This is a genomic window from Paenibacillus xylanilyticus (genome assembly GCF_009664365.1).
Classification (GTDB): Bacteria; Bacillota; Bacilli; order Paenibacillales; family Paenibacillaceae; genus Paenibacillus; species Paenibacillus xylanilyticus_A.
This window is the reverse complement of the sequence record NZ_CP044310.1, coordinates 3,609,729-3,630,761: the sequence shown is the minus strand read 5'-3', so window position 1 is coordinate 3,630,761 and position 21,033 is coordinate 3,609,729. Positions and strand designations below refer to the sequence as shown.

Here is a 21,033-nt window from a genome sequence, read left to right as displayed (position 1 = left end):
AGAATTTTTATGTTATTTTAAGGTATTATTTTCCGAATACATTATATTTTAATTAAAAAGTAGATTTAGGAATAGACCTAAGGGGGATCATAATTTAATGGACAACAACAAGCCGTCGCAACCTGACAACGAAGAAGAAGTGAAAGATTCTATGACCGCAGAGCGGGAAACCGAGCAAGAAACAACGATTCTGCCTGAAATGCAAGAAGAAGAGAATCAACAGCATTCATCCGAGGTTCAACCACAAGTGGTTAAAGGGAAAAAAAGTGTGGTCTGGATGGCAATCTCGGGGGTTCTAGCTGCAGCACTTATCGTTGTACTTGTATATCCACCGTTTGGTGGGGGCAGGGAGTCTGTGGCTTCGGTCAATGGGTCGGACATTTCTAAGGATGAGCTGTATAATGAATTGGTTTCACTTGGTGGCGAGAGCACACTAAACAGCATGATTACAATGAAGTTGATCGACCAGGAAGCTGCAAAAGCGAACGTCTCTGTTACTGAACAGGATGTGAATGCCGAGATCGAGACTCTAAAAACCCAATATGGCGGTGAAGAAGGGCTTAACACGGCACTTTCTCAATCGGGTATGACCATGGATTCACTCAAGAAAAATACGGAAGTCCAAGTGAAAATTCGTAAAATTCTTGAACCAAAAACGACTGTAAAAGATGAAGATATCAGTGCCTATTATAAGGAGAACAAAGCAACATTCTCCACACCGGAGCAGGTGAGAGCATCTCATATCCTTGTGAAGACAAAAGAAGAAGCGGATGAGATCAAAAAACAATTGGATGAGGGAGCAGACTTTGCAACCCTGGCAAAAGAAAAATCCACAGATACAGGCTCTGCAGCGAATGGCGGGGATCTTGGATTTTTCGGAGAAGGTGAAATGGTAGAAGCATTTGAGAAAGCAGCCTTCTCCATGAAAAACGATGAGATTAGCGAACCCATTAAGTCCGATTATGGTTACCACATTATCAAGAGGACAGATTATAAAGAGGCAACCAATCCAACTGAGGAAGACAAAAAAGAAGATATTCGTAACATACTGGTTGACCAGCAGGTCGGTGAACTTAGTACCAATTGGTTGAGCGAATTGCGCTCTAAGGCAAAGATTGTGAACACACTTGAGCCAGCGGATGAAAGCACGGATGCGGCTGCAGCCTCCACTACGGATACAGAATCCTCTGCCAAGGAATAATAGTAACGACAGATGGAATAGTAACATATAAACAGCTGACAAATTCGATTGTAAGGTTCGAGTTTATCAGCTGTTTTTCTTGTTTGTGAATGATAAAGATTAAAGAGTAATCTAATAAGGAAGAGATCATTGAAGGTGGGGAAATGATATGAATAAAAATTTTTCTTTACTATTCCTTGTAATAATCGCCTTACTAAGTGGATGTCAACGCCAACCAAAATCCGAAGTTGTTAACATTACAGAAGAGCAAGCTAAGCTCATAGTAGAGCAATACCATGAGAAGAATAACAATCATAGTATGGTTGGTTCAATCGATATCACTTCGGTAAAACACATCAATAATCAATACGAAGTGAGGTGGGAAAGGAAAATCAACTGTGAAAACGGGATAGATCTTGTGAGTGACCAAGATGGGACTATGGGAGACAGTGTGGTATCTATTTGCTAGACTCATCGGGTTCAAGAGTAGTGCACCTGATATAAAACGATACTTTCTTTGATGATGATCCTATTTGGCTGGCTTCCAATGAACCTTATGACAAGTAAAAATCATTTTTAATGTCTCCGTTGCTCCATTATAAACGAGTCTGCATTAAAAATGGCTTCGGAATTGAAGTCATATGAACGGATGTTAATTCAACCGACTGTTCTTCTTACACTGTACATAGACGTAATAATAGCAAGACAAATGCACAACATTGACGATGGACCATACAACAAGCCAGATGATTGGAGTCGACAGCATAGTCCAGATACCAAACCAAGGCAGCACACGTCCTCCACCGATAAACGTCATCAATGGGGAAAGGGTCAAGAGAATGAGGATCGGGGTCAGCCTTCCAATCGTTATCAGAATTATTTTGCTGGTCGTCAGGCGTTTGTTTCTAAGGCGGATGTGAAAGTAGGCATATATGCCCCATACAAGCGTAGCGATGATCAGCGCAATCATAATCATTTCCACGTTTCGACCATTCACAAATGAGGTTTCAGGTTTTTCCCCTCTCATGATCTTCGCGATGTCATCAATAAAAGTCGAGTAATTCACAGAAGCGTTTAACCCGGAGTTGAACATTACCGCAATGCCCATCTCCTCGTCCAAATAAATCTTTTCTTCTGACTTGTATGTCCAGAAAATGCCGCTGTGCGAGATGATTCGACCGTGAGATTCTTCTTGATCAGCAAGCCAGCCCATTCCGTAGGAACTGATGGTCCCCGCTTCATGATATTGTTTCATTAGGGTAGGAGAAAGTAGCTGTCCTTGATATTGAGCAAGCATCCACCGGGACATGTCCTCGGGGGTTGAAACGATGCCTGCCGGGCCTTCAATAAACCATATCGGTTCCTTCTGTCCTACCGCCCGTCCCAAACTCAAGTAATGTCCTAGCGGAATAGCTTCATTTCCATAAAATTGCTGCGTTGTACGGACACTAAAGGTATGGTTCATACCTAGCGGCTTAAAAATGTGGTTATTCAGATAATCTGTAAACCGTTCTCCGCTCACATTTTCCACAAGGTTCGCCAGCAGCACATAATTGGGATTATGATAGCTGTAGGCTGTTCCAGGGCTATGGGCAAGTTGAACCTCGCTTAATAGCTGGTTTACTTCATGCAGCGCCTGAAATTGCGGTTTCCTCGTCATATCTGGATTTACTTTGTCATTGAGACCGCTAGTCTGATTCAATAGATGGCGGATCGTGATGTTGTGAACGCGGGGATCCCGTACAGAATGCTTTGGAAAATAAGAATCGTAAGCCGCATCCAGGTCAATCTGGCCTTTGTCCGCTAACTGCAGTATGGCGAGTGCGGTAAACGACTTGCTTAGTGAAGCAATGGGGAAATGAGTGCCGCCCGTAACCTTTTGACCATCTTCAAATGTTCCGTAGCCTTTTGCATAAAATACTTCATCTTCTTTAACAATGGACAGTGAGGCAGCCTGCATGTGATTGGCTTTCATACTCCGATGCATATATTCGTCGATGTCTTGCAGGATTTCTGATTTGTCACGGACTTCTGTGGCTGAAACCTGGCTTTGCCAGACTGAACATAACAACAGTGAACAGGCGATTGTAATAAACATTCTTTTTTTCATTTTTAGCATCATAGCACTCCCATCATTCAAGATAAGGAAATGCTATCAGAATATTTTCAACTATTTATCAACTCGATCCCAATACTTGCCGTGACGCTTCCACCGCCATGAGGTCCATTTTCAATCAACAGGCTTCCATCATGTTTGTCGCAAAACACTTTACAAACGTATAGGCCCAGCCCACGATGTTCGGATGCATCCCACACTTCGCCCCGGTAAAAAGGCAGGACAGCTTTGCCTAGGGCATCTTTTGAGAAGCCCGGTCCGTCGTCTGTGACGTTAATTATCATAAAGCTTTTCTGAATGTCATAGTGAACATTCACTTGGCTGGCAGCATATCGAATTCCGTTAGCCACCATATTCTCGAAAATTTGCATGACGATATAAGGGTCTACGTTGATTTGGACATGATCATATTCCATGTAGGCGACGAAGGTTTTGCCAGATTGCCTTGCCATTTGTTTGGCACTGTCGTTCAGCAGCGTCATAAGCGTGATTATATCCATCGACTGACGGCGTACGGGGACATCTTCTAGTTTCTGAATCGAGTTCATGGCCTCCGCATAGCTCTCGAGACGCACGATGTGAAGATTCATGGTGTGGATCAGTTCCAGCGCCTTTTCTTCAGACAATTTCTTTTCCGGCAGATAGGCTGCGAGTAGCTCGGTGTTTCCTTTTAAAACGGAAAGCGGTGTTCTCAGATCATGAGCAAAAATGGCATTCAGTTTCTTGCGTTCCTCAACCGATCGCCAGAGCGTCCTTACGTTTTTCTCTAATGTTGAGCGCATGTGTTCAAATGCTTCGATTAGCTCGCCCATCTCGTCCCGGCTGTCGTAGGAGATGCGGAAATCCAGATCGTTGGCCGAAATTTTCTCCGAAGCTTGTTTGAGTATCTCCAGCGGACGTTTTAGTTTCCATCTGTAAAACAGGATGGACATGGTAACAATCCCGGCTGCCACCGTAAGCATAACCATCGCAACGAGGGAGGGCAGAATCCAATCTGATTCTCCGAAACGCTGCCGCAGCTTCTCCGCCCAGGCGAACTCCATAGTTACTACGGCGAGCACAGCAATAACAGTGGCTGCAGATAGTAAAATAAAAGATTGCCGTAAGGTAAAACGCTTGAATAGCCGTCCATTTATGTGCTTGGCCATTTGTATCCTACTCCCCAAACGGTTTCGATTCGGTCATCGCATCCGTACTCTTTGAATTTAGAGCGAATTCGCCTGATATGTTCCGCGATTACATTACTATCACCATGGTTGTCCCAACCCCAAATTTTTTCGTACATGCGTTCCTTTTCGAACACGATATTGGGATGTGTGGACAGCAGCTCGATGATCTCGAACTCTTTTTTGGCCAGTGGGATTTGCTTATCCTGGTAGTAGAGCACCCGTGCTGTATAGTCAATAACTATACCATCATTAAATCTCACCGAGGATTTGGTGTGGATACGCTGTTCCCTGCGCAAATGAGCTTCAACCCGGGCACCCAGTTCGTGAATGCTGAAAGGTTTCAGGATGTAGTCGTCACCTCCGGCCCGAAATCCGGCTATTTTATCCGCATCTTCGATTCGAGCTGTTAAAAATAAGATGGGGCACGAGACAAAATTACGGATTTGCTCGCATAATTGGAGCCCGTTCTGTTCAGGCATGTTGATATCTAGCAAAACAAGGTCGGGCTGTTGTTCGACTTTCCGCAGCGCTTCACTGCTATCCTTGGCCGTTAGGACATGATATCCATTGATTTCGAAATAATCGGTCAGCAGCTTTCGAAGATCGGCTTCATCGTCCACGATTAGTATTTTGTTCATCAATGCTCAGTCTCCCGTCAACCATTTTTAAATCAGCATAGCAAAAAACTATACATAATAAAATCTCCATCGAATAGTGGGCGCTAAACGGATCATCTTAGAATGAACTCTAAATACAAAGTCATACTGGAAATAACCTTTCCACCATAGCTTATATAAAGGGAAGGCTATTTAACTTATTTGAATAAGAATGTTGATAAGTGGGTTAATAACGGGGGAATTGACAATTCTGATAAATGTAAGCAGCTACACAAAAAAAGTATAAGGGAAGGTGATTCTTTTTGGATCTTGTCATTTATTCGGCACTGGCACTAATTTATTTGTTTCTTGTGGTCAGGATTGCTGCTCAATTATCTGGAAAAAGACAATGGCTCAATTACGCCATCTTCCAGATTTTTGTATTGTTCAGTCTTGCGTACGATAACGGAATTATTGCAGCAGGTCGCTTCATAGGTGAAGGAGAGCTGCTCAAGGGACTTAGCAGTGTTCGATTTTGGCTTCATGCCTTTGCTACACCCACGTTGGTACTTGTAGGCTACTACATCCTGCGCAGCTCGCAAGTCAAGTTTTCAAAACACATCATTACACATATTGCGGCGTGGGTAATAACAGTGGGCCTTATCATTTACCAAATTGTAAGTTCAACCTTACAGGAAGTAAAAAGCCTTATACCCATAGAAGAATATGGGGTTTTGAGGTATACGTCAGAAAGTCTGGCAGGTCCGCCATTCATGGTGATCATCGTTGGTTTTCTGCTGTTGTTAATAGGTATAATCGTCCTAGTAAAACAAAAATGGGTATGGCTGTTTGTTGGTACCTTGCTATTGTTTGTAGGTCAAGCGCTCCCAATACCTGTAGCAAGCACAGCTGTAACCAATATATTTGAATTGATCCTCATGGTGTCCATCTGGATCACCACTTCAAAAGCTTTAGATTCACAGAGGCGATAAAGTTTCCATTCATACGAGCTGATATGTAGTAGGGAGAAAAGTGAAGTGTCTAGTGAATGAGTGATCAACTCGTTCATTAGACTTTTTTTAGTTGTGGAAGAATAACAAAATTCAATATGCTAACGAACGGGATAGTTGAATTCACCGAAGGGTACAATATTACAAAAACGATGGGGGTGCTCTTTGTTTAAACAGGTTGTTTCATTGATTTTAATTTGGACTGTATCGCTCGGGCTCAATGCGGAGCCACTAGTTGCAGCTGCTAACTCTAAGGATGTTTCTTTAGATATTGAAATGCAAGAGTTACAACGTGCTGCCGATTTTAAACTGCTAGTACCATATAACTTAGACCGGAAAGTTAAGGTTGAAATAAAGAATCCGCATCCATATGTACCTGGTCAACCTGTTTCCGAAATTAGATTTCATTTCTTTGATGATACCGGACAGACATATTTGTTTGCAGTTGAAGAACACAAAGCAGTTGGCTACAAAACAGAAAGTCAAGTCACTAACGTAGATCTTCGAAATCGGACAAGCGTTACAAGAACTTTTGTTGAAGATTTTAAGTTTAGCGAACGTGGAGAGAAAATTAACATTAACGGAACTGAAGGGCGATTTGAAAGGTGGGCTAACCGTATGCCAGGAGGATACCTACGATGGATTCAGGACGATACTTATATTGAAATCGACAGCAAAGTCTTTACCAAAGAGGAGATGATGGATTGGGCTAGTCACTTTTCAATGATGAAAAACGATAGTACACCATAAAACTTGCTGGACATATGAGACAAACATATGTAAGGAAACACCCATGCTGACAAACGAATGCATAAGGTTAAAATATAATGTCACACAGGAGGTTATCGTTACTTGAAATTCGAACTAGGGCGCTGCTTACTGGATGAACGCTTGATGGAAGCCGGAAAGTCAGCAGAGTGGCTGGCAAATGAATTGCTTTTTAAACCGGAACGGGTCTACGACTTTATGGAAAACAAAAGAGTAATGCCGCTTAAAATTGCTATATCGATCGCCGACTCTATCGGTTGTGATGTTCGTGCCTTGTATGAATTAATTCCGGGTGAGATCGAAGTAAAGGGAGAATAGTGGAATGTTGGCGTGCGCTATCTCAATCCGGAGATGAAGTCCTTGTTTGGAGGCGTGATAAGAAGATTACTTGTATCGCTTCTCTGTCTGACCCTTATATTAGAACCCACCAAAACCTATGCTGATACGGATACAAATTGTAAGGAACAAAGACTGATTCTAACGCTTTTAAGTCCAAAAATAGAAGAACAACTAACTCTCTTTTATAAAGATCGATTGAAAGAGAAGCCTATGTTTGCTCCTTTTCTAGGTGGGAATGACCTAAAGTTAGAATACCATGAGTCACACATTATTGCCCGCGTCACGGTTGAACGTTACGTTGGTCCCCACTTAAGTGTTGGTCAGGATCTGATTACATTCCATATAGACGTTTGGCTACTCATAATAGATGGCCTCGTAAGGAAACGCTAACTTATTCAAGCGATATTCTTTGGGGGACATGGACATATATTCACGAAAAACTTTGCCAAAATAGCTGGGACTCTCAAAGCCGCATTGTCGTCCAATTTGAGAAATGGGAAGCTCAGTCGTGCGGAGAAGTCGGATTGCAACCTCAATCCGCCTGTCTTTGAGATAGGCTAGAGGAGAAGTTTTCTCTGACTTCTGAAATAATCTGCACAAATAATGCTTGTTGATATCACAATGGCTGGCCAGCACATCCAGCGTCAACGGGGAAGCATAATTCTCCCGAATGAACTTTTTGCATTTCTCAATCGTGGTGACCGATAGGACGCCGATATCCCTCTCCGCATCCCGACTCGTCTGAACCAAGATAAGCAGCCACTGATAGACTTGCATGGATAAGCGATACTTGTCCGTTACTTTCTCTTGATGAATTAAATGAATGATTTGCCATAACTCCTGAATCAAGGGAGAATCCGCGTTTCGTTGAATGACATGTCCTTCGTTATCATGAATCATATCCCAGATTCGGTTCGCTTCATCCCCGCGAATGTTTATCCAGATAAATTCCCAAGGTTCATTATTCTCTTGTTTATAGTAATAGCAATGCTCTCCAGAGATTTTAACGAGCAGCGCATGTCCCTTCGGTAAGGGAAGCGTTTGATTATCAATATCCAGATAGCCCTGTCCATTAAGGGTGTATTGAAAAACAACGTGCCCGGGGTCCGGTCTATCATCACTTGGACAGCGATATTGCTCGCTGGAGACGATCTGCCATCCAATAGAGTCCAGTGTCATGATTGATGTATCGTCGTTACGAAAAGCATACGAGACCGTATGGACCATACTTTTATCCCCTGCCTAAAAAAGTCAATTTTCTTATATAATACGTCACATTTTTTAGATTGTCTGCCTTTTTTTACACCTGTAAGATAATTGTAAGCGGTAACATAAGGAGGGGGTGACTATCGTTTGTGTTCCTTTGGTTAGCGAAAGAAGTTTTCCTACAACAAAGGAGTAGTGCTGCACAGTGCAGCGAACGACAACATCATGCAGGGCAGATTGAACTGAATTCCTGGGGCTGTCTTACAACAGAAAGACTTCTTTCCCCAGATTTGAAGTAACAATTTTTGGATAAAGGAGGAGCTAATCCAATGGACCGAAGAACTGTTTCCATCCAGAAATCGATATTTGTATCTTTTCTAGCATTCCTTATGGTTATTTCATTGGCTGTACCTCCGGCTCCGGCACGCGCAGAGTCATCTGACATCCTGACGGGCCGCCAGGGAGAATATCTTAACCGGGGACTGGTTGCAGTTCTCGTAGACAACGGCGTTTTTTTAAGCTGGAGGTATTTAAACAATGATCCTGATGAGATCGCTTTTAATATATACAAAAATGGAACCAAAGTGAACGCGTCACCGATCAGCGACGTGACGAACTATGTGGACACAACCGGCTTCGACAGCTCGCAATATCAGATATCCACCATCATTGCGGGCAAGGAGCAGATGCAGCCAGAGGTTGTATCGGTCTGGCATAACGATTATCTGCCTATTCCACTTGATAAGCCGGCCGACGGTCGGACCAAGGACGGCGGAACTTACTCTTATTATGCTGGAGATGCTTCTGTTGCGGACTTGGACGGTGATGGTGAATATGAAATTGTCTTCCTGTGGAGTCCAAGCAATTCCAAGGACAATTCTCAGGCAGGTTACACCGGCAATGTCTATATCGATGCTATCAAGCTGGACGGCACGAAGCTGTGGAGGATTGACCTTGGAGTCAACATCCGTGCCGGAGCCCATTATACGCAGCTCATGGTATACGATCTGGATGGCAATGGAAAAGCCGAAGTCGTTGTGAAAACAGCGGATGGCACAAAAGACGGACAAGGCACGATCATTGGTGACGGGACAAAGGATTATCGCAATGACGGCGGATACATACTGTCAGGGCCGGAATATCTCACACTTTTTGACGGTGAGACTGGCGCGGCTATATCGACCGTTAATTATGATCCCCCAAGAGGAAACGTCAGTGATTGGGGTGACGGCTATGGTAACCGTGTAGACCGTTTCCTTGGCGCGATTGCTTATCTGGACGGCACGAAACCGAGTGTCGTGATGAGCAGGGGTTATTATACCCGCACTGTGATTGTTGCTTATGACTATGTAGGCGGGGAACTCGTCAAGCGTTGGACGTTCGACACCAACGAAGCAGGCTCACAATATCAAGCACAGGGCAACCATAATCTAAGTGTGCTGGATGCCGACAATGACGGCAAGGACGAGATCATGTTTGGCGCCTTGGCCATCGATGATGACGGCAGCCTGATGTACAGCACCGGACTTGGACACGGTGATGCAATGCACGCTGGCCAGCTTGACCCGAACCGGGATGGTTACCAGGTGGTAAGCGTGCACGAGCATTCGGATGCGGCATACGGATTGGAGATGCGCGATGCAGAAACTGGTGAAATTCTCTGGGGTGAGAAAACTGGTTTTGACACCGGTCGCGGGATGTCAGCGGACATTGATCCGAACTATCCGGGCTACGAATCATGGGCCACGACCGTTACCAACGGTCAAAGTGTACCTGTAACCAATACCTATTCGGCTGCAGGAGAGGCGATCTACACGGTGGACGAAGGACCCAAAACTGCCAACTTCGCCATCTGGTGGGACGGAGATCTTCAGCGAGAGCTGTTTGACCATCAGTGGGATAACAGTACCGCCAAAGGAATTCCACTTATTTACAAATGGGATTACGAAAATAAAAAGCTGAATGAAATCTTCCGGGCAACTGGTACGTTAACGAACAACCATACCAAAGGAAATCCAGCGCTACAGGCCGATATTTTGGGTGACTGGCGTGAGGAAATTCTACTGCGAAGCGAAGATAGCTCGGAATATCGTCTCTACACGACGACCATTCCATCAGATTATCGAATCCCTACGCTGATGCAGGATCCTGTGTATCGACTTGGCGTGGCCTGGCAAAATGTTGCCTATAACCAGCCGCCTCATACCGGCTTCTATCTTGGAGCGGAAGCTACAGCATTCCCTAAAGCCGATCTGTCACTGACGCGAGAAGCAGAAATGCTGGATCCTGTCTATCGTTTTGACTTCGGTTCCGAGACAGCTTCGGGGAATACGGCAGTACAGGATACGCTTTACGCATCAGATCCGGGATACGGCTTCATAGAAACAAGTGGTGTTACGGTAGGGGCAGACCAGGTTTCCGTCGAGACCGGAACGACATTTGCTGTTGACCTGCCGGATGCCAACTATAAGGTGACCTTGCGGCTGGGTAATGACGCGCGTGACTCCAAAGTTGGCGTCAAATCCGAATATGTCCAGAAGCTAGCAATGACCAATGTAAAAGCGGGCGAACCGCTGGAGTATTCCTATGACATTGCCCTGGTGGATGGTCAGCTTGATTTCCTCTTTACGGGAACAGCCATAGATATCCAAGACATTATCATAGAGAAATATCCGGATAAATCGGCCGGTACCGCCACGACGATCTATATGGCCGGTGATTCAACCATGCAATCATACAGTGAGATGCAGGCACCACAAGAAGGGTGGGGTCAGCAATTCGGTCGTTATTTCTCAAATGGGGCAGTGATCGTGAATGATGCGATTGGCGGCCGAAGCAGCAAATCGTTTATGGTAGACGGTCGTCTGGATACGATCCTGCAGCGAATCAAGCCGGGAGACTTCTTCTTCATTTCCTTCGGTCATAATGATGCCAGTGCAGGTATACCGGACCGTTATGCATCACCTGAAGATTATAAGATATACCTGGCTCGATATGTAAACGGTGCCAAACAGCGAGGTGCAACACCGGTATTGCTTACTCCGGTTGGTCGCAGAGATTTCAATACCGTAACTCAGGAATTCAATGTCAGCTTCCCGGCGTATGTGCAGGCTGCCAAAGAGGTAGCGGAGGAGCTGGATGTGCCGCTGATTGATCTCAGTAAGCTGAGCATTGCGTACTACGACAAAATCGGTAATGCTGCAACGGAGAAAGTGTTCCTTTACGCTAATCCGGGTGAATATCCGAAATACCCGAATGGAATCAACGATAATACCCACTTCAGTCGTTATGGCGCGCAGAAAATTGCCGGACTGGTTGCTAGTGCGGTCAAGGACATGGAGTTGAGTATTTCTTCTCTAGTTATCGACCCTGATATGTCCGAGCCGGAACCGGAGCCGGAAGTTCAGCTCTATGAAGAGGATTTTGAAGGCGACGCTGCAGGCTACCAGTATGCGATGGTTAATGCTACGGGTATTGCAGGAACGATGGCGGGAACAGTTGTTGAACAAAGCGGAAATAAAGTACTATCCGTCACGGGATCTGGATCAGGACATCGGGCTAAAGTGTTCCGTATGTTCGATGCCGTAAACGGCGATCAGGTAAACGTGAAGTTTGATTGGCAATCGGGCAACGTAAGTGCCTATCCGTCAGAGGGGCATCTTACCATCATGGATTCTAACGAAAATGCGCTTTTCACACTGTATACGAAAACCGGAAGTTCCAAAATTCATTATTATGTCGGTGCTTATAATCCGGACTACGGCACAGGCGATACAGCGATACCTGAAGGGGGAACGGCTACAGAAATCTCCAAGAACCAGTGGGTCAATGTCGATGCAACCGTTCATTTTGCCAAGAAAACGCTGGATCTGACGATAACGAACCTAGCGGATCCGACAGTTACGCAGACAATTGAAGGTATCCAAATGAGTTCCGGTGCCTACGCGGACAACGTCAGAGCCCTTCGGTTCTTGGGTACGAGAAAAGGCGGTGGAGGCACGTTGAACTGGACCACTCAGATCGATAACGTGCGAATTGAAGGCACACAGCTCCCTTCCGAAGGTGGCGATCAAACGGCCTTGATTGCTCTGTATGATGAGATCAAAGAATTGGATCTGTCGGAATATACAGACGCATCGAAAGCTGTGGTGAATCGGGCTTTGGCAGCTGCGGAGGCCATATTCAATTCCGAAGCCACTCAGGCTCAAGTTGACCACGCGTTTAACATGTTAACCGTCGCCAAGAATTCATTGACCAAAGAGGCAGCAGAAGAGGTAACTGAGTACAAGTTTGATTTTGGTTCCGGCAGCGCTGCTGATGGATACATCAAGGTAGATGCCAAGAGAGCGTACATCGAAGGCAATGGGTATGGCTTTGCCGATACTGCGCTGACCGAAGATATAAACCGGGAAACCGGAGATGCGCTGAAGGAGGATTTTACGCGGGTAAACGGAACTTCCTTCCTGGTGGAAATGGAACCAGCCAATTACCGGGTAACGATGACCGTTGGGGATGCGGAGGAAACGACCAGCGCAAGTGTCATTGTGGAGCAGATGACGAAGTTGCCGCTCACAACCATTGCCAAGGGCGATTTTAAAGAAATCACAACGGACATTGCTCTGATTGACGGCGTATTTAACTTTGATTTCTCTGGAAATACACCGAAGATTAATGCACTGAAGATTGAACGTCTGCCTGAAAACGGGGCGGGGGATAAGCCTGTCATTTATTTGGCGAGCGATTCCACCGTTGCCAATTACGCGGAGAACTATCGTCCGCAAGCAGGCTGGGGCGAAACACTGGGCGGATATTTTGATCAAGATGAAGTCAGCATTGATAACCGGGCAGTCGGTGGTCTCAGCAGTAAAACCTTCCTGGTCGGTGGATATCTCAACGATTTACTGCTCGACATTCATGAAGGTGATTATCTGTTTATGCAGTGGTCTCATAACGATTCCACACCGTCCCGCCCGGAGCGTTATCTTACGCCTGAGCAATTCAAGGTATACTTGAAAGAATACATTGATGGAGCTCGGCAAAGAGGCGCGATTCCGGTTCTGGTCACACCAGTGAACCGTCGTGATTTTACTGGAGAGACCCTGAACAAAAGCTTTCCGGAATATGTTAAGGCGATGAAAGAAACGGCAAACGAGACGGAAACGCTCATCATCGATTTGAACCAGGCAAGCTGGGAATATTTCCAGGAGCTTGGCACGGAAGGAACCAAATCGATTTTCATGTGGGTAGGAACAACGGAAGACAATACACATTTGCAGATGAATGGTGCAATCAAGGTATCTGAACTTGTGGCACGTCTTGTGAAAGAATTGAATATTCCTCTTTCAGCCTTTGTCACACTGGATGGTGAATCACCGGAACAGAAAGCCCCGCATACCACGGTATCTGTGGATGGAGAGGAGCATGACGGGTGGTATACTTCACCAGTACAAGTAACCTTTACAGCGAATGATGAAGATTCCGAGATCGAAGGGACCTATTATCAAATCAATGGTGGCGAAACGGTGAGTGGCACACAGTTGACTCTAAGTGAAGAAGGTACACACACCATCACCTACTGGAGCGTCGATGTGGATGGTAATCAAGAGAATGAACAGTCTCTGACCCTGTCTATTGATCTCGTACCACCAACCATTGAAATTCAAGGTCAAACCGAATTCACCATTGATCAGCACGTGGAAATTGGCTATACAGCCGCTGATTCAATATCCGGCGTGGCAGAACCGACGGGTGTGCTCCTGGACACTCCGGCTTATACACTGGAACCCGGCCTGAACAAGGTGACGGCAACCATCTCGGATTTGGCTGGGTGGGAACAGACGGTAGAATATAGCTTTGCAGTTATTGCTACATTCGATAGCCTGATTCATCTGACTAACTCCTTTGCGAATGAATCGATCGATCCTAATGCAAGTGCTCTTGCTGAGCAGCTTGCGAACACATTACAGCAGGCCAACCAGGCAGCTATCAATCATGAAGGAGCAAAAGCACGTCAACTTCTTGCATCTTACGGTAATGATGTTCAAGCAGCTAGAGGAACTGTATTTACGGATGAGCAGGCCAATGTGCTGCTTAAGTGGGAGGAATGGCTCAACCAAGCAACTCCACTAGCGAACGGGGCTCCTGGAACGCCCGTGCTATCAGACAATAACGGTTACGACACGGGTCTCAAAGACGGGGACTACACAGTCACGATGAATTTGTGGTGGGGCAATAACGGCAATCAGTTCAAACTGTATGAGAATGGAGAATTGATCAAGGAAATTGCACTGGTCGATCAATCACCATCCGCTCAGTCTGTTCAAGTTGATATTACCGGAAAGAAAAATGGCACCTACATTTATACCGGAGAGTTGATCAATTCACTGGGCACAACGATGAGTGTTCCGCTGACAGTCACTGTTACCGATGCTTCTCCGGGGCAAGCCGTTCTATCAAACGACAACTGGGATGGAGACGGTAATTTTAATGTCACCATGAATCTGTGGTGGGGAACGAACGCAACCGAATACGAACTTTACGAAAATGGTAAGTTGATCGACACACAGTCACTGCAATCGAATACGCCTAATGCACAATCTGCGGTTACGGCACTTACTGGAAGAACACCTGGTATCTATGAGTATGAAGCTGTACTTCGTAATTCTTCAGGGGAAACCAGATCTTCCAAGTTAAATGTAACTGTACGAAAGTAGGCTGAAATGTTTAAGGTATCCCTTCACCACAAGTGATTTAGAACTGAAGTAGATTAGGTATATTAAAAGTGCTATTCCTCATCCATCTGAGGAGTAGCACTTCTTTAATTTTCAGAAATCGTAAAAAATACGTGATCTTTTACTAAGCCGAGGATAATTAACAATGAACCATCTAATCCAACGGGCAGCTTAGTTCCGTGAATGTTAAAATATATGAGACCATGATAACATCGAACAGGAGGGTTCATATGCTGCCTTTTCCAGCCGGTACAAGTCGAAAAGAAAAATTGGATTTTGTGTATGAGATAAAGGACAAGTTGATGGATAAATATGATGAGGACATTGAAGCTATTGGCATCTATGGTTCGCTTGCTCAAGGAAAAGACGGCCCTTATTCAGATATAGAATTACATGTTATTTGTCGAGATGGAGCGAATATACCTAGCCATGAATTAATCTATCATCCATTCAAATTGGAGATTTCTACAAAGCAGACATCGGAATGGTTGGATCAAGCGTGTTCAGTAGACGATGGGTGGGCAATTAAAGCGGGAAGCTTATTACACATCACCTCTTTGTATGATCCGAAAGGGATATTTGAACGGGCGAAAGAAGCTGCACTTTCCGTACCTGAAGAAGCATTTAGAGAAGTGATCGCAGAATTTATCATTTGGGAGCCGTACGAAACGATGGGCAAAATACGAAATATGCGAGTTACGAATAATCTATCTTATCTACCCCGTGCTGTTTTTGATTTCACATGGCAAAATGCAAAATTAATTGGTCTGTTGAACATGCAATACTATACCAGTAGAGCGGTAACTCTCGAAGAATCTTTAGCTAGACCAATTAAGCCAGAAGGATATGTTGAGCTCGCGAGAAAAGTAATCAGTGGAGATTTATCTGAAAAGGAAGAGCTTTATCAGCTCTGTGAAAATCTCTGGTCTGGGCTGAACCGTCTAATTCAGGAGTTAGGGATTGAGTACCGAAGCGAAAAATTGGAACTCTGACAGTCTGTTATGCATCTCTGATTCCTTCTTCAATGATGGGGAAACGAACAACCCAAATTCTTGTTTTCAAGTTGAAATCTCTTCATGCTCGGTCACGAATATGTAAATCTACATACATTTATGGTTAGACTACAAAGAAGGACGTTCTAAACAGGACGTCCTTTTTTACTATGCTAACTACAACGTGACTGCTGATTCGAAAGTGGACCGTATTGGAAGCTGGCGTAAGAACATGAAGGCTTTTCTCAAAAAAGACCCTGCACCATTACGGTTAAGGAACACGCTACTTAGGCCAAAATATTGGAAGATATTACGAAGGAAGAGTTTGCGATGTTCAGCAGTTGTTATCCTGTATCGAGAACAATGCAAGAGCTTATACACAAAACTAGGATGAAATAGAGGTTGGTAAGATGGATCATACTCAATTTACTCATGACAACAGACGACGTCCTAAACATCCGTTTCCGAAGAAAGCAACGTATAGAGAAGCCTTCCGTATCAAACCGCTTCCGCTCAATTGGTTCAAGGGAATTGGCTCGGCGATCAGTGTGGGAATTCCATCTTTAATCGGTTTTTTGATCGGAGATCCGGCTCTTGGCATACTAGCTTCCGTCGGAGGTTTTACTTTTCTCTATGTATCGAATGAACCGTATTCCCAGCGTGCTGTAAGATTATTCTGGATTGCGCTTGGATTAACTGCTTCATTTGCACTCGGTGCGTTAAGCTCTTATAACGATGTACTTATGGTGCTTATGTTTGGAGTTGTTGGGTTTCTGAGCACCATGCTGTTTAAGCTTTTTGAAATAGCCGGCCCTGGAGCCTTGTTTATCGTCCTTGCTTATGCGATTGGCACTTCCATGCCGCATGAACCGGCTGTGCTCGGATCCAAAGTGCTATGCGTATTGCTGGGTGCCATTTTTGCCTGGATCGTTGCTATGACAGGAGTGCTTGTAAATCCGCACCGTAACGAGAACAAGGCCGTTTCGGCGGTATACCAGAGCTTGGCGAGTCTTCTGTCATCGATCGGAATGGATACATATGCAGAACGGCAGCATCAAACGGCGTTTCTCATCAAGCAGGCAGAGCGAACATTATCCCATGCCAAGTTGCTCGGAGAACGGAATCGGAACAATGATGTTTTGGCAAAATTGATACGATTAAACGTACAAGCTGAGCAATATTTCTTTCTATACTCGATGTCTCGCAAGAGAAAAAGCATGAGATGGAAGATCAGCTCGCCGAATCACTGCTCACCATGAGCAATCAGCTTCGTGATAAAGACAAGGAAAAACATGTAAACGTTCAAATATCGGACGAAGAAAGCAGTACTTTTCTTAGAAATCTCTATGCAGACGTAAAGTTCGCAGATGAGATACATTCTGGGACTGTTGATTTGAGTCCTGCTCCAGCGTCGTCTGGTGCCGAAGAGAAGAAAAATGTAAGTGGTACTGATCTATTTAAAAATATGTTCAGCAGGGATTCTCATATCCCTTTTGACGCTCTCCGTTACGGAACCATAATTTTTATTTCAGCAGCTATTGCGTATGGTTTCCATTTGAACCGTTCGTATTGGGTTCCGTTATCCTCGGCTGCAGTTATGGGAGGCGGGACATATGTCAGTAATCTGCATCGCGGCATACAACGTTCGGTGGGCACGATCATTGGGATTTGGATAGGGGCAGCCTTGCTATGGCTAAAACCTGCTGGCTTGTTTGTTTCGTTAACACTTGCCGGATTGCAGTTTATCGTGGAATTAATCTACGCCCGAAATTATTCGCTCGCAGTTATGTTCATTACTCCCAGTACCCTTCTGATTGGAACGACAATCAATCCAGCTCTGACTAGCGGGTATTTCATATCCGCCAGGCTCGTCGATATCATTATTGGAAGCATCGTGGCCATTGTCGGGACGGCGTTGTTATGGAGGAAGCTTTCTTCTAAACGGTTGCTTACCGTTTTTTCTGATGCTGTTGAAAAAGAAGGGGAAGTGTTGATTTCCATGTTAAAGAGTGAACATACGCCAATTCAAGCCTCCAAACAACAGGGGCTCCAACAAGCTTTGCTTCAGCTCCGTATAGTATATGACAGTGCATTAGCGGAATCCCTTCGCAGGGATGTAAAGGTTACAAGTCTCTGGCCAGCAGTGGGGGATTGCTTGCACCTGGGTTACATGTTACTCGCAGCGTCCCGCCATCCTTCAAGAGAAGTAGCGGAAGAGCGGGTGCATGAGTACAAGGTCTATTTCGAGAGGCTTAGACACTCCTTCAAAGATAATGAGAACCTCTGTATTGACGTGCCAGACGTGCCAAGTCTGCCTGAATACCCTTTAATCCACGAAGATCTTGCTCGATTAAACCATTCTTTACGTAATGAAGCCTTTAAGAAGGGGATGGAATTGCACGGCTAGAATACTTATTAGAACGAATTGGAAAGTAACCCAACAATCACATTCTCATTTGTGAAAAGAGCACAATAATTCCTTTGATAGTGAGTAGTTTTTAGAACTCATGTTGTCCAATCCAAGTGCACTTCAGTGAGCAAAGGAAGTGCACTTCCACTGAGGAGGGATCAACCTGTGAATGTAGTCACCAAGTTGATGAGTGAACTCAAAGATCGCGATAGCCGGCGGCAGTTGAAAGGCTATCGTGACCAAGTGAAACTCATCAGAAAAAGGAATTTGGAGGCCTGGGACGATGAACAACTTCAAGAGGAATCACATCGACTGAAAGAGGAAGCGTTAGGAGGCAGAGCTTTGGATGAGCTGCTTGTCGATGCCTACGCTTTAGTCTGCGAGGTGGCGAAGAGAAAGCTCGGATTAAATCCGTACGATGTACAGATCATGGCAGCCATCGCTCTGCATGAGAGATTTCTAATCGAGCAGCACACGGGTGAAGGAAAAACACTCTCCGCTGTTATGCCTGCTTATCTAAATGCGCTGACAGGCCAAGGCGTGCATGTGCTGACGTTCAACGATTATTTGGCCAACCGAGATGCCGAGTGGATGGGACCGATCTATCGCTTTCTTGGGTTAAGTGTAAACTCAGTTCAAGCGGGCATGAATCTGTACGAGAAAAAGAATGCCTACGCTAGCGATATCACCTATGTGACAGCAAAAGAAGCAGGATTTGATTACTTACGAGACACGATCGCGCTCAACGAAGTTGATCAGGTTCATCGTCCGTTCCACTTCGTCATCGTCGACGAAGCGGATTCGCTGCTTCTTGATGAAGCACGGGTGCCGCTAGTTATTAGTGGAGAGTCGGGCTCTTCCAATAATGATGACATACGTTTCGCAAAAGTGGCTCAGCAGCTTAAACAAGGAGAGCATTACGAATTCGATGAATTCCAACGGAACGTTTACTTGAATGAAGCAGGCTCAGCGAAGGCAGAGTCACTGCTCAGATGCGGCAATCTGTATGACAGCTATAATACACATTTGTTAACGTCATTAAATTGTGCGCTGCATGTGGAAACGTTACTAAAAAGAGACGTCGATTACATCGTCCGAGACGGTGGAATCGAGTTGATTGACGAATATACTGGCCGAGTGGCTGAAAACAGGTTTTTACCGGACGGACTGCAAGCCGCGCTTGTAGCCAAAGAAGGGCTGCAGTGGACGGTAGGCGGGAAAATTCTCGGCACGATTACCATTCAACACTTCATTAGCCTGTATCCGGGCATTTGCGGAATGACGGCTACAGCGCATGCTTCTGCAATGGAATTTGAACATATCTATGCGCTGCAGGTCATGCGAATTCCGCCGTACCAACCCAATATACGGATTGACCACCCGCACCGAATTTACACTCATATAGAAGCCAAACGAAAAGCGCTTGTACAAGAAATCTCGTCTGTCCATGTGACGGGACGTCCGATTCTCATTGGTACATCCAGTGTTGAGGAGTCCGATGACTTAGCGGAAGCGCTGGCGAAGGTAAATGTACATTGCCATGTTTTAAATGCAAAAAACGACGCAAAAGAAGCCGGAATTATCGCTAAAGCAGGAGAAATTGGTGCCGTAACTGTTTCTACAAATATGGCAGGACGAGGCGTAGACATTCGGCTCGGAGGCGGAAATCCTGAGCAGGCAGGATTGGTCGCCAAACTGGGAGGCTTATACGTAATCAGTACATATGTGAATGAAAGCGTGCGGATTGACGATCAACTACGCGGGCGTTGCGGCCGCCAGGGCGACCCGGGATCCTCCGTATTTTTCGTAAGTTTGGAAGATGAGTTAATGGTTCAGTTCGGCATCCATAAATTGGTTCACGTACCTAGGCAGGATGAGGCACTCGATGATACGGTTCTTCTCAGTAAAATCGAGCATATTCAGCGCGTTATTATGGGTCAGAACTTTGATATTCATCTGGAACTGAACAGTTATTCGGATATGGTGGAAGATCAGAGGCGAATCCTATACGCCGAACGACTTAAGATTTTAAAAGGCGATATACCGATGAGCCCCTCGGAACAGAGGATACGTCTTTTTTATATCGATGAGTTCTGGGCGGAACATCTGGCATATGTTTCTTACCTTCGCGAAAGCATCCACTTGGAGAGCATAGCCAGCCGCAATCCAATCGACCAATTTCATATGCAAATCACCCAGGCCTACGAGCAAATTTCGGTTAAAATCGATCAGGCATCTCAGAAGATGCTTCTAAGACTTGGAGATTCAAATGATCCATCGGAGTGGGAAAAGCTCGGTCTGAAAAGCCCTGCATCGACAAGGACTTATATTATCAACGATCAGTACAGCGAAAACAGACGCAGCTTATGGACTGGAACGACCGTCTTTGCTTTTTGGGGCAGCCAAATTTTGAGATGGGCACTATGGCCGGTGTATAAGAAGTCAAAATAGTGATTAAACGTAGTATTTCATTTCAACGAATCGATTGCTGCTGCAAAAAACTCCGAAACCCACAA

Annotated in this window: 15 protein-coding genes; 11 read left to right on the top strand and 4 right to left on the bottom strand. The window is 45.1% G+C overall.

The genetic code is table 11. The features are described from left to right. Positions 1 to 97 precede the first annotated feature (97 nt). Entirely contained in the window at positions 98 to 1,201 is a 1,104-nt protein-coding gene (locus F4V51_RS16110) for a foldase protein PrsA (RefSeq protein ID WP_153978802.1), read from the top strand. A 148-nt stretch (positions 1,202 to 1,349) separates the two neighbouring features. After that, positions 1,350 to 1,649, top strand: coding sequence for a hypothetical protein (locus F4V51_RS16105; RefSeq protein WP_153978801.1), 300 nt, complete (start codon positions 1,350 to 1,352; stop codon positions 1,647 to 1,649). 183 nt (positions 1,650 to 1,832) lie between these two features. On the opposite strand, the gene F4V51_RS16100 is transcribed toward F4V51_RS16105, so the two are convergent. The 3 genes from F4V51_RS16100 to F4V51_RS16090 are packed head-to-tail and all read right to left on the bottom strand — an operon-like array spanning position 1,833 to position 5,103. Continuing rightward, positions 1,833 to 3,290 carry a serine hydrolase domain-containing protein gene (locus tag F4V51_RS16100; protein WP_236146567.1) on the bottom strand — a complete coding sequence of 486 codons (1,458 nt, stop codon included), beginning with the start codon at positions 3,288 to 3,290 and terminating at the stop codon, positions 1,833 to 1,835. 56 nt (positions 3,291 to 3,346) lie between these two features. Further along, positions 3,347 to 4,444: a HAMP domain-containing sensor histidine kinase gene (locus tag F4V51_RS16095; RefSeq protein ID WP_153978800.1), complete on the bottom strand. Its 1,098-nt coding sequence runs from the start codon at positions 4,442 to 4,444 to the stop codon at positions 3,347 to 3,349. Beyond that, entirely contained in the window at positions 4,429 to 5,103 is a 675-nt protein-coding gene (locus tag F4V51_RS16090; RefSeq protein ID WP_153978799.1) for a response regulator transcription factor, read from the bottom strand. Before F4V51_RS16090 ends, F4V51_RS16095 begins: the two co-directional genes overlap by 16 nt. Positions 5,104 to 5,384: 281 nt before the next feature. Between F4V51_RS16090 and F4V51_RS16085 the strand changes: the two genes are divergently transcribed. From F4V51_RS16085 to F4V51_RS29465, 4 genes are all read left to right on the top strand, one after another. Beyond that, positions 5,385 to 6,053, top strand: coding sequence for a hypothetical protein (locus tag F4V51_RS16085; protein ID WP_153978798.1), 669 nt, complete (start codon positions 5,385 to 5,387; stop codon positions 6,051 to 6,053). Positions 6,054 to 6,236: 183 nt separating this feature from the next. Beyond that, complete coding sequence (locus F4V51_RS16080; protein ID WP_153978797.1) at positions 6,237 to 6,821, top strand: hypothetical protein; 585 nt, start codon at positions 6,237 to 6,239, stop codon at positions 6,819 to 6,821. 102 nt (positions 6,822 to 6,923) lie between these two features. Further along, the gene (locus tag F4V51_RS16075) at positions 6,924 to 7,157 is read left to right on the top strand and encodes an XRE family transcriptional regulator (RefSeq protein ID WP_153978796.1); all 234 of its coding nucleotides are present in this window, start codon (positions 6,924 to 6,926) and stop codon (positions 7,155 to 7,157) included. Positions 7,158 to 7,190: 33 nt separating this feature from the next. Continuing rightward, positions 7,191 to 7,568, top strand: coding sequence for a DUF3888 domain-containing protein (locus F4V51_RS29465; RefSeq protein WP_416226539.1), 378 nt, complete (start codon positions 7,191 to 7,193; stop codon positions 7,566 to 7,568). On the opposite strand, the gene F4V51_RS16065 is transcribed toward F4V51_RS29465, so the two are convergent. Then, positions 7,533 to 8,405, bottom strand: a complete 873-nt coding sequence (locus tag F4V51_RS16065) for an AraC family transcriptional regulator (protein WP_153978794.1) — start codon at positions 8,403 to 8,405, stop codon at positions 7,533 to 7,535. The two genes, F4V51_RS29465 and F4V51_RS16065, sit on opposite strands and share 36 nt — an antisense overlap. 308 nt (positions 8,406 to 8,713) lie before the next feature. Here F4V51_RS16065 and F4V51_RS16060 point away from each other — a divergent pair, with 308 nt between their 5' ends. From F4V51_RS16060 to F4V51_RS16040, 5 genes are all read left to right on the top strand, one after another. Continuing rightward, the gene (locus F4V51_RS16060) at positions 8,714 to 15,097 is read left to right on the top strand and encodes a rhamnogalacturonan lyase family protein (RefSeq protein WP_153978793.1); all 6,384 of its coding nucleotides are present in this window, start codon (positions 8,714 to 8,716) and stop codon (positions 15,095 to 15,097) included. A gap of 248 nt (positions 15,098 to 15,345) precedes the next feature. Next, positions 15,346 to 16,107, top strand: a complete 762-nt coding sequence (locus tag F4V51_RS16055) for a kanamycin nucleotidyltransferase C-terminal domain-containing protein (RefSeq protein ID WP_153978792.1) — start codon at positions 15,346 to 15,348, stop codon at positions 16,105 to 16,107. A 410-nt stretch (positions 16,108 to 16,517) separates the two neighbouring features. Then, complete coding sequence (locus F4V51_RS16050) at positions 16,518 to 17,366, top strand: hypothetical protein (RefSeq protein WP_153978791.1); 849 nt, start codon at positions 16,518 to 16,520, stop codon at positions 17,364 to 17,366. Further along, positions 17,330 to 18,514 (top strand): FUSC family protein, encoded by a 1,185-nt coding sequence (locus tag F4V51_RS16045; RefSeq protein ID WP_153978790.1) that lies wholly within the window; start codon positions 17,330 to 17,332, stop codon positions 18,512 to 18,514. The genes F4V51_RS16050 and F4V51_RS16045 overlap by 37 nt, the downstream gene beginning before the upstream one ends. A 168-nt stretch (positions 18,515 to 18,682) precedes the next feature. Continuing rightward, positions 18,683 to 20,968, top strand: a complete 2,286-nt coding sequence (locus F4V51_RS16040) for a preprotein translocase subunit SecA (RefSeq protein ID WP_153978789.1) — start codon at positions 18,683 to 18,685, stop codon at positions 20,966 to 20,968. Positions 20,969 to 21,033: the final 65 nt, after the last annotated feature.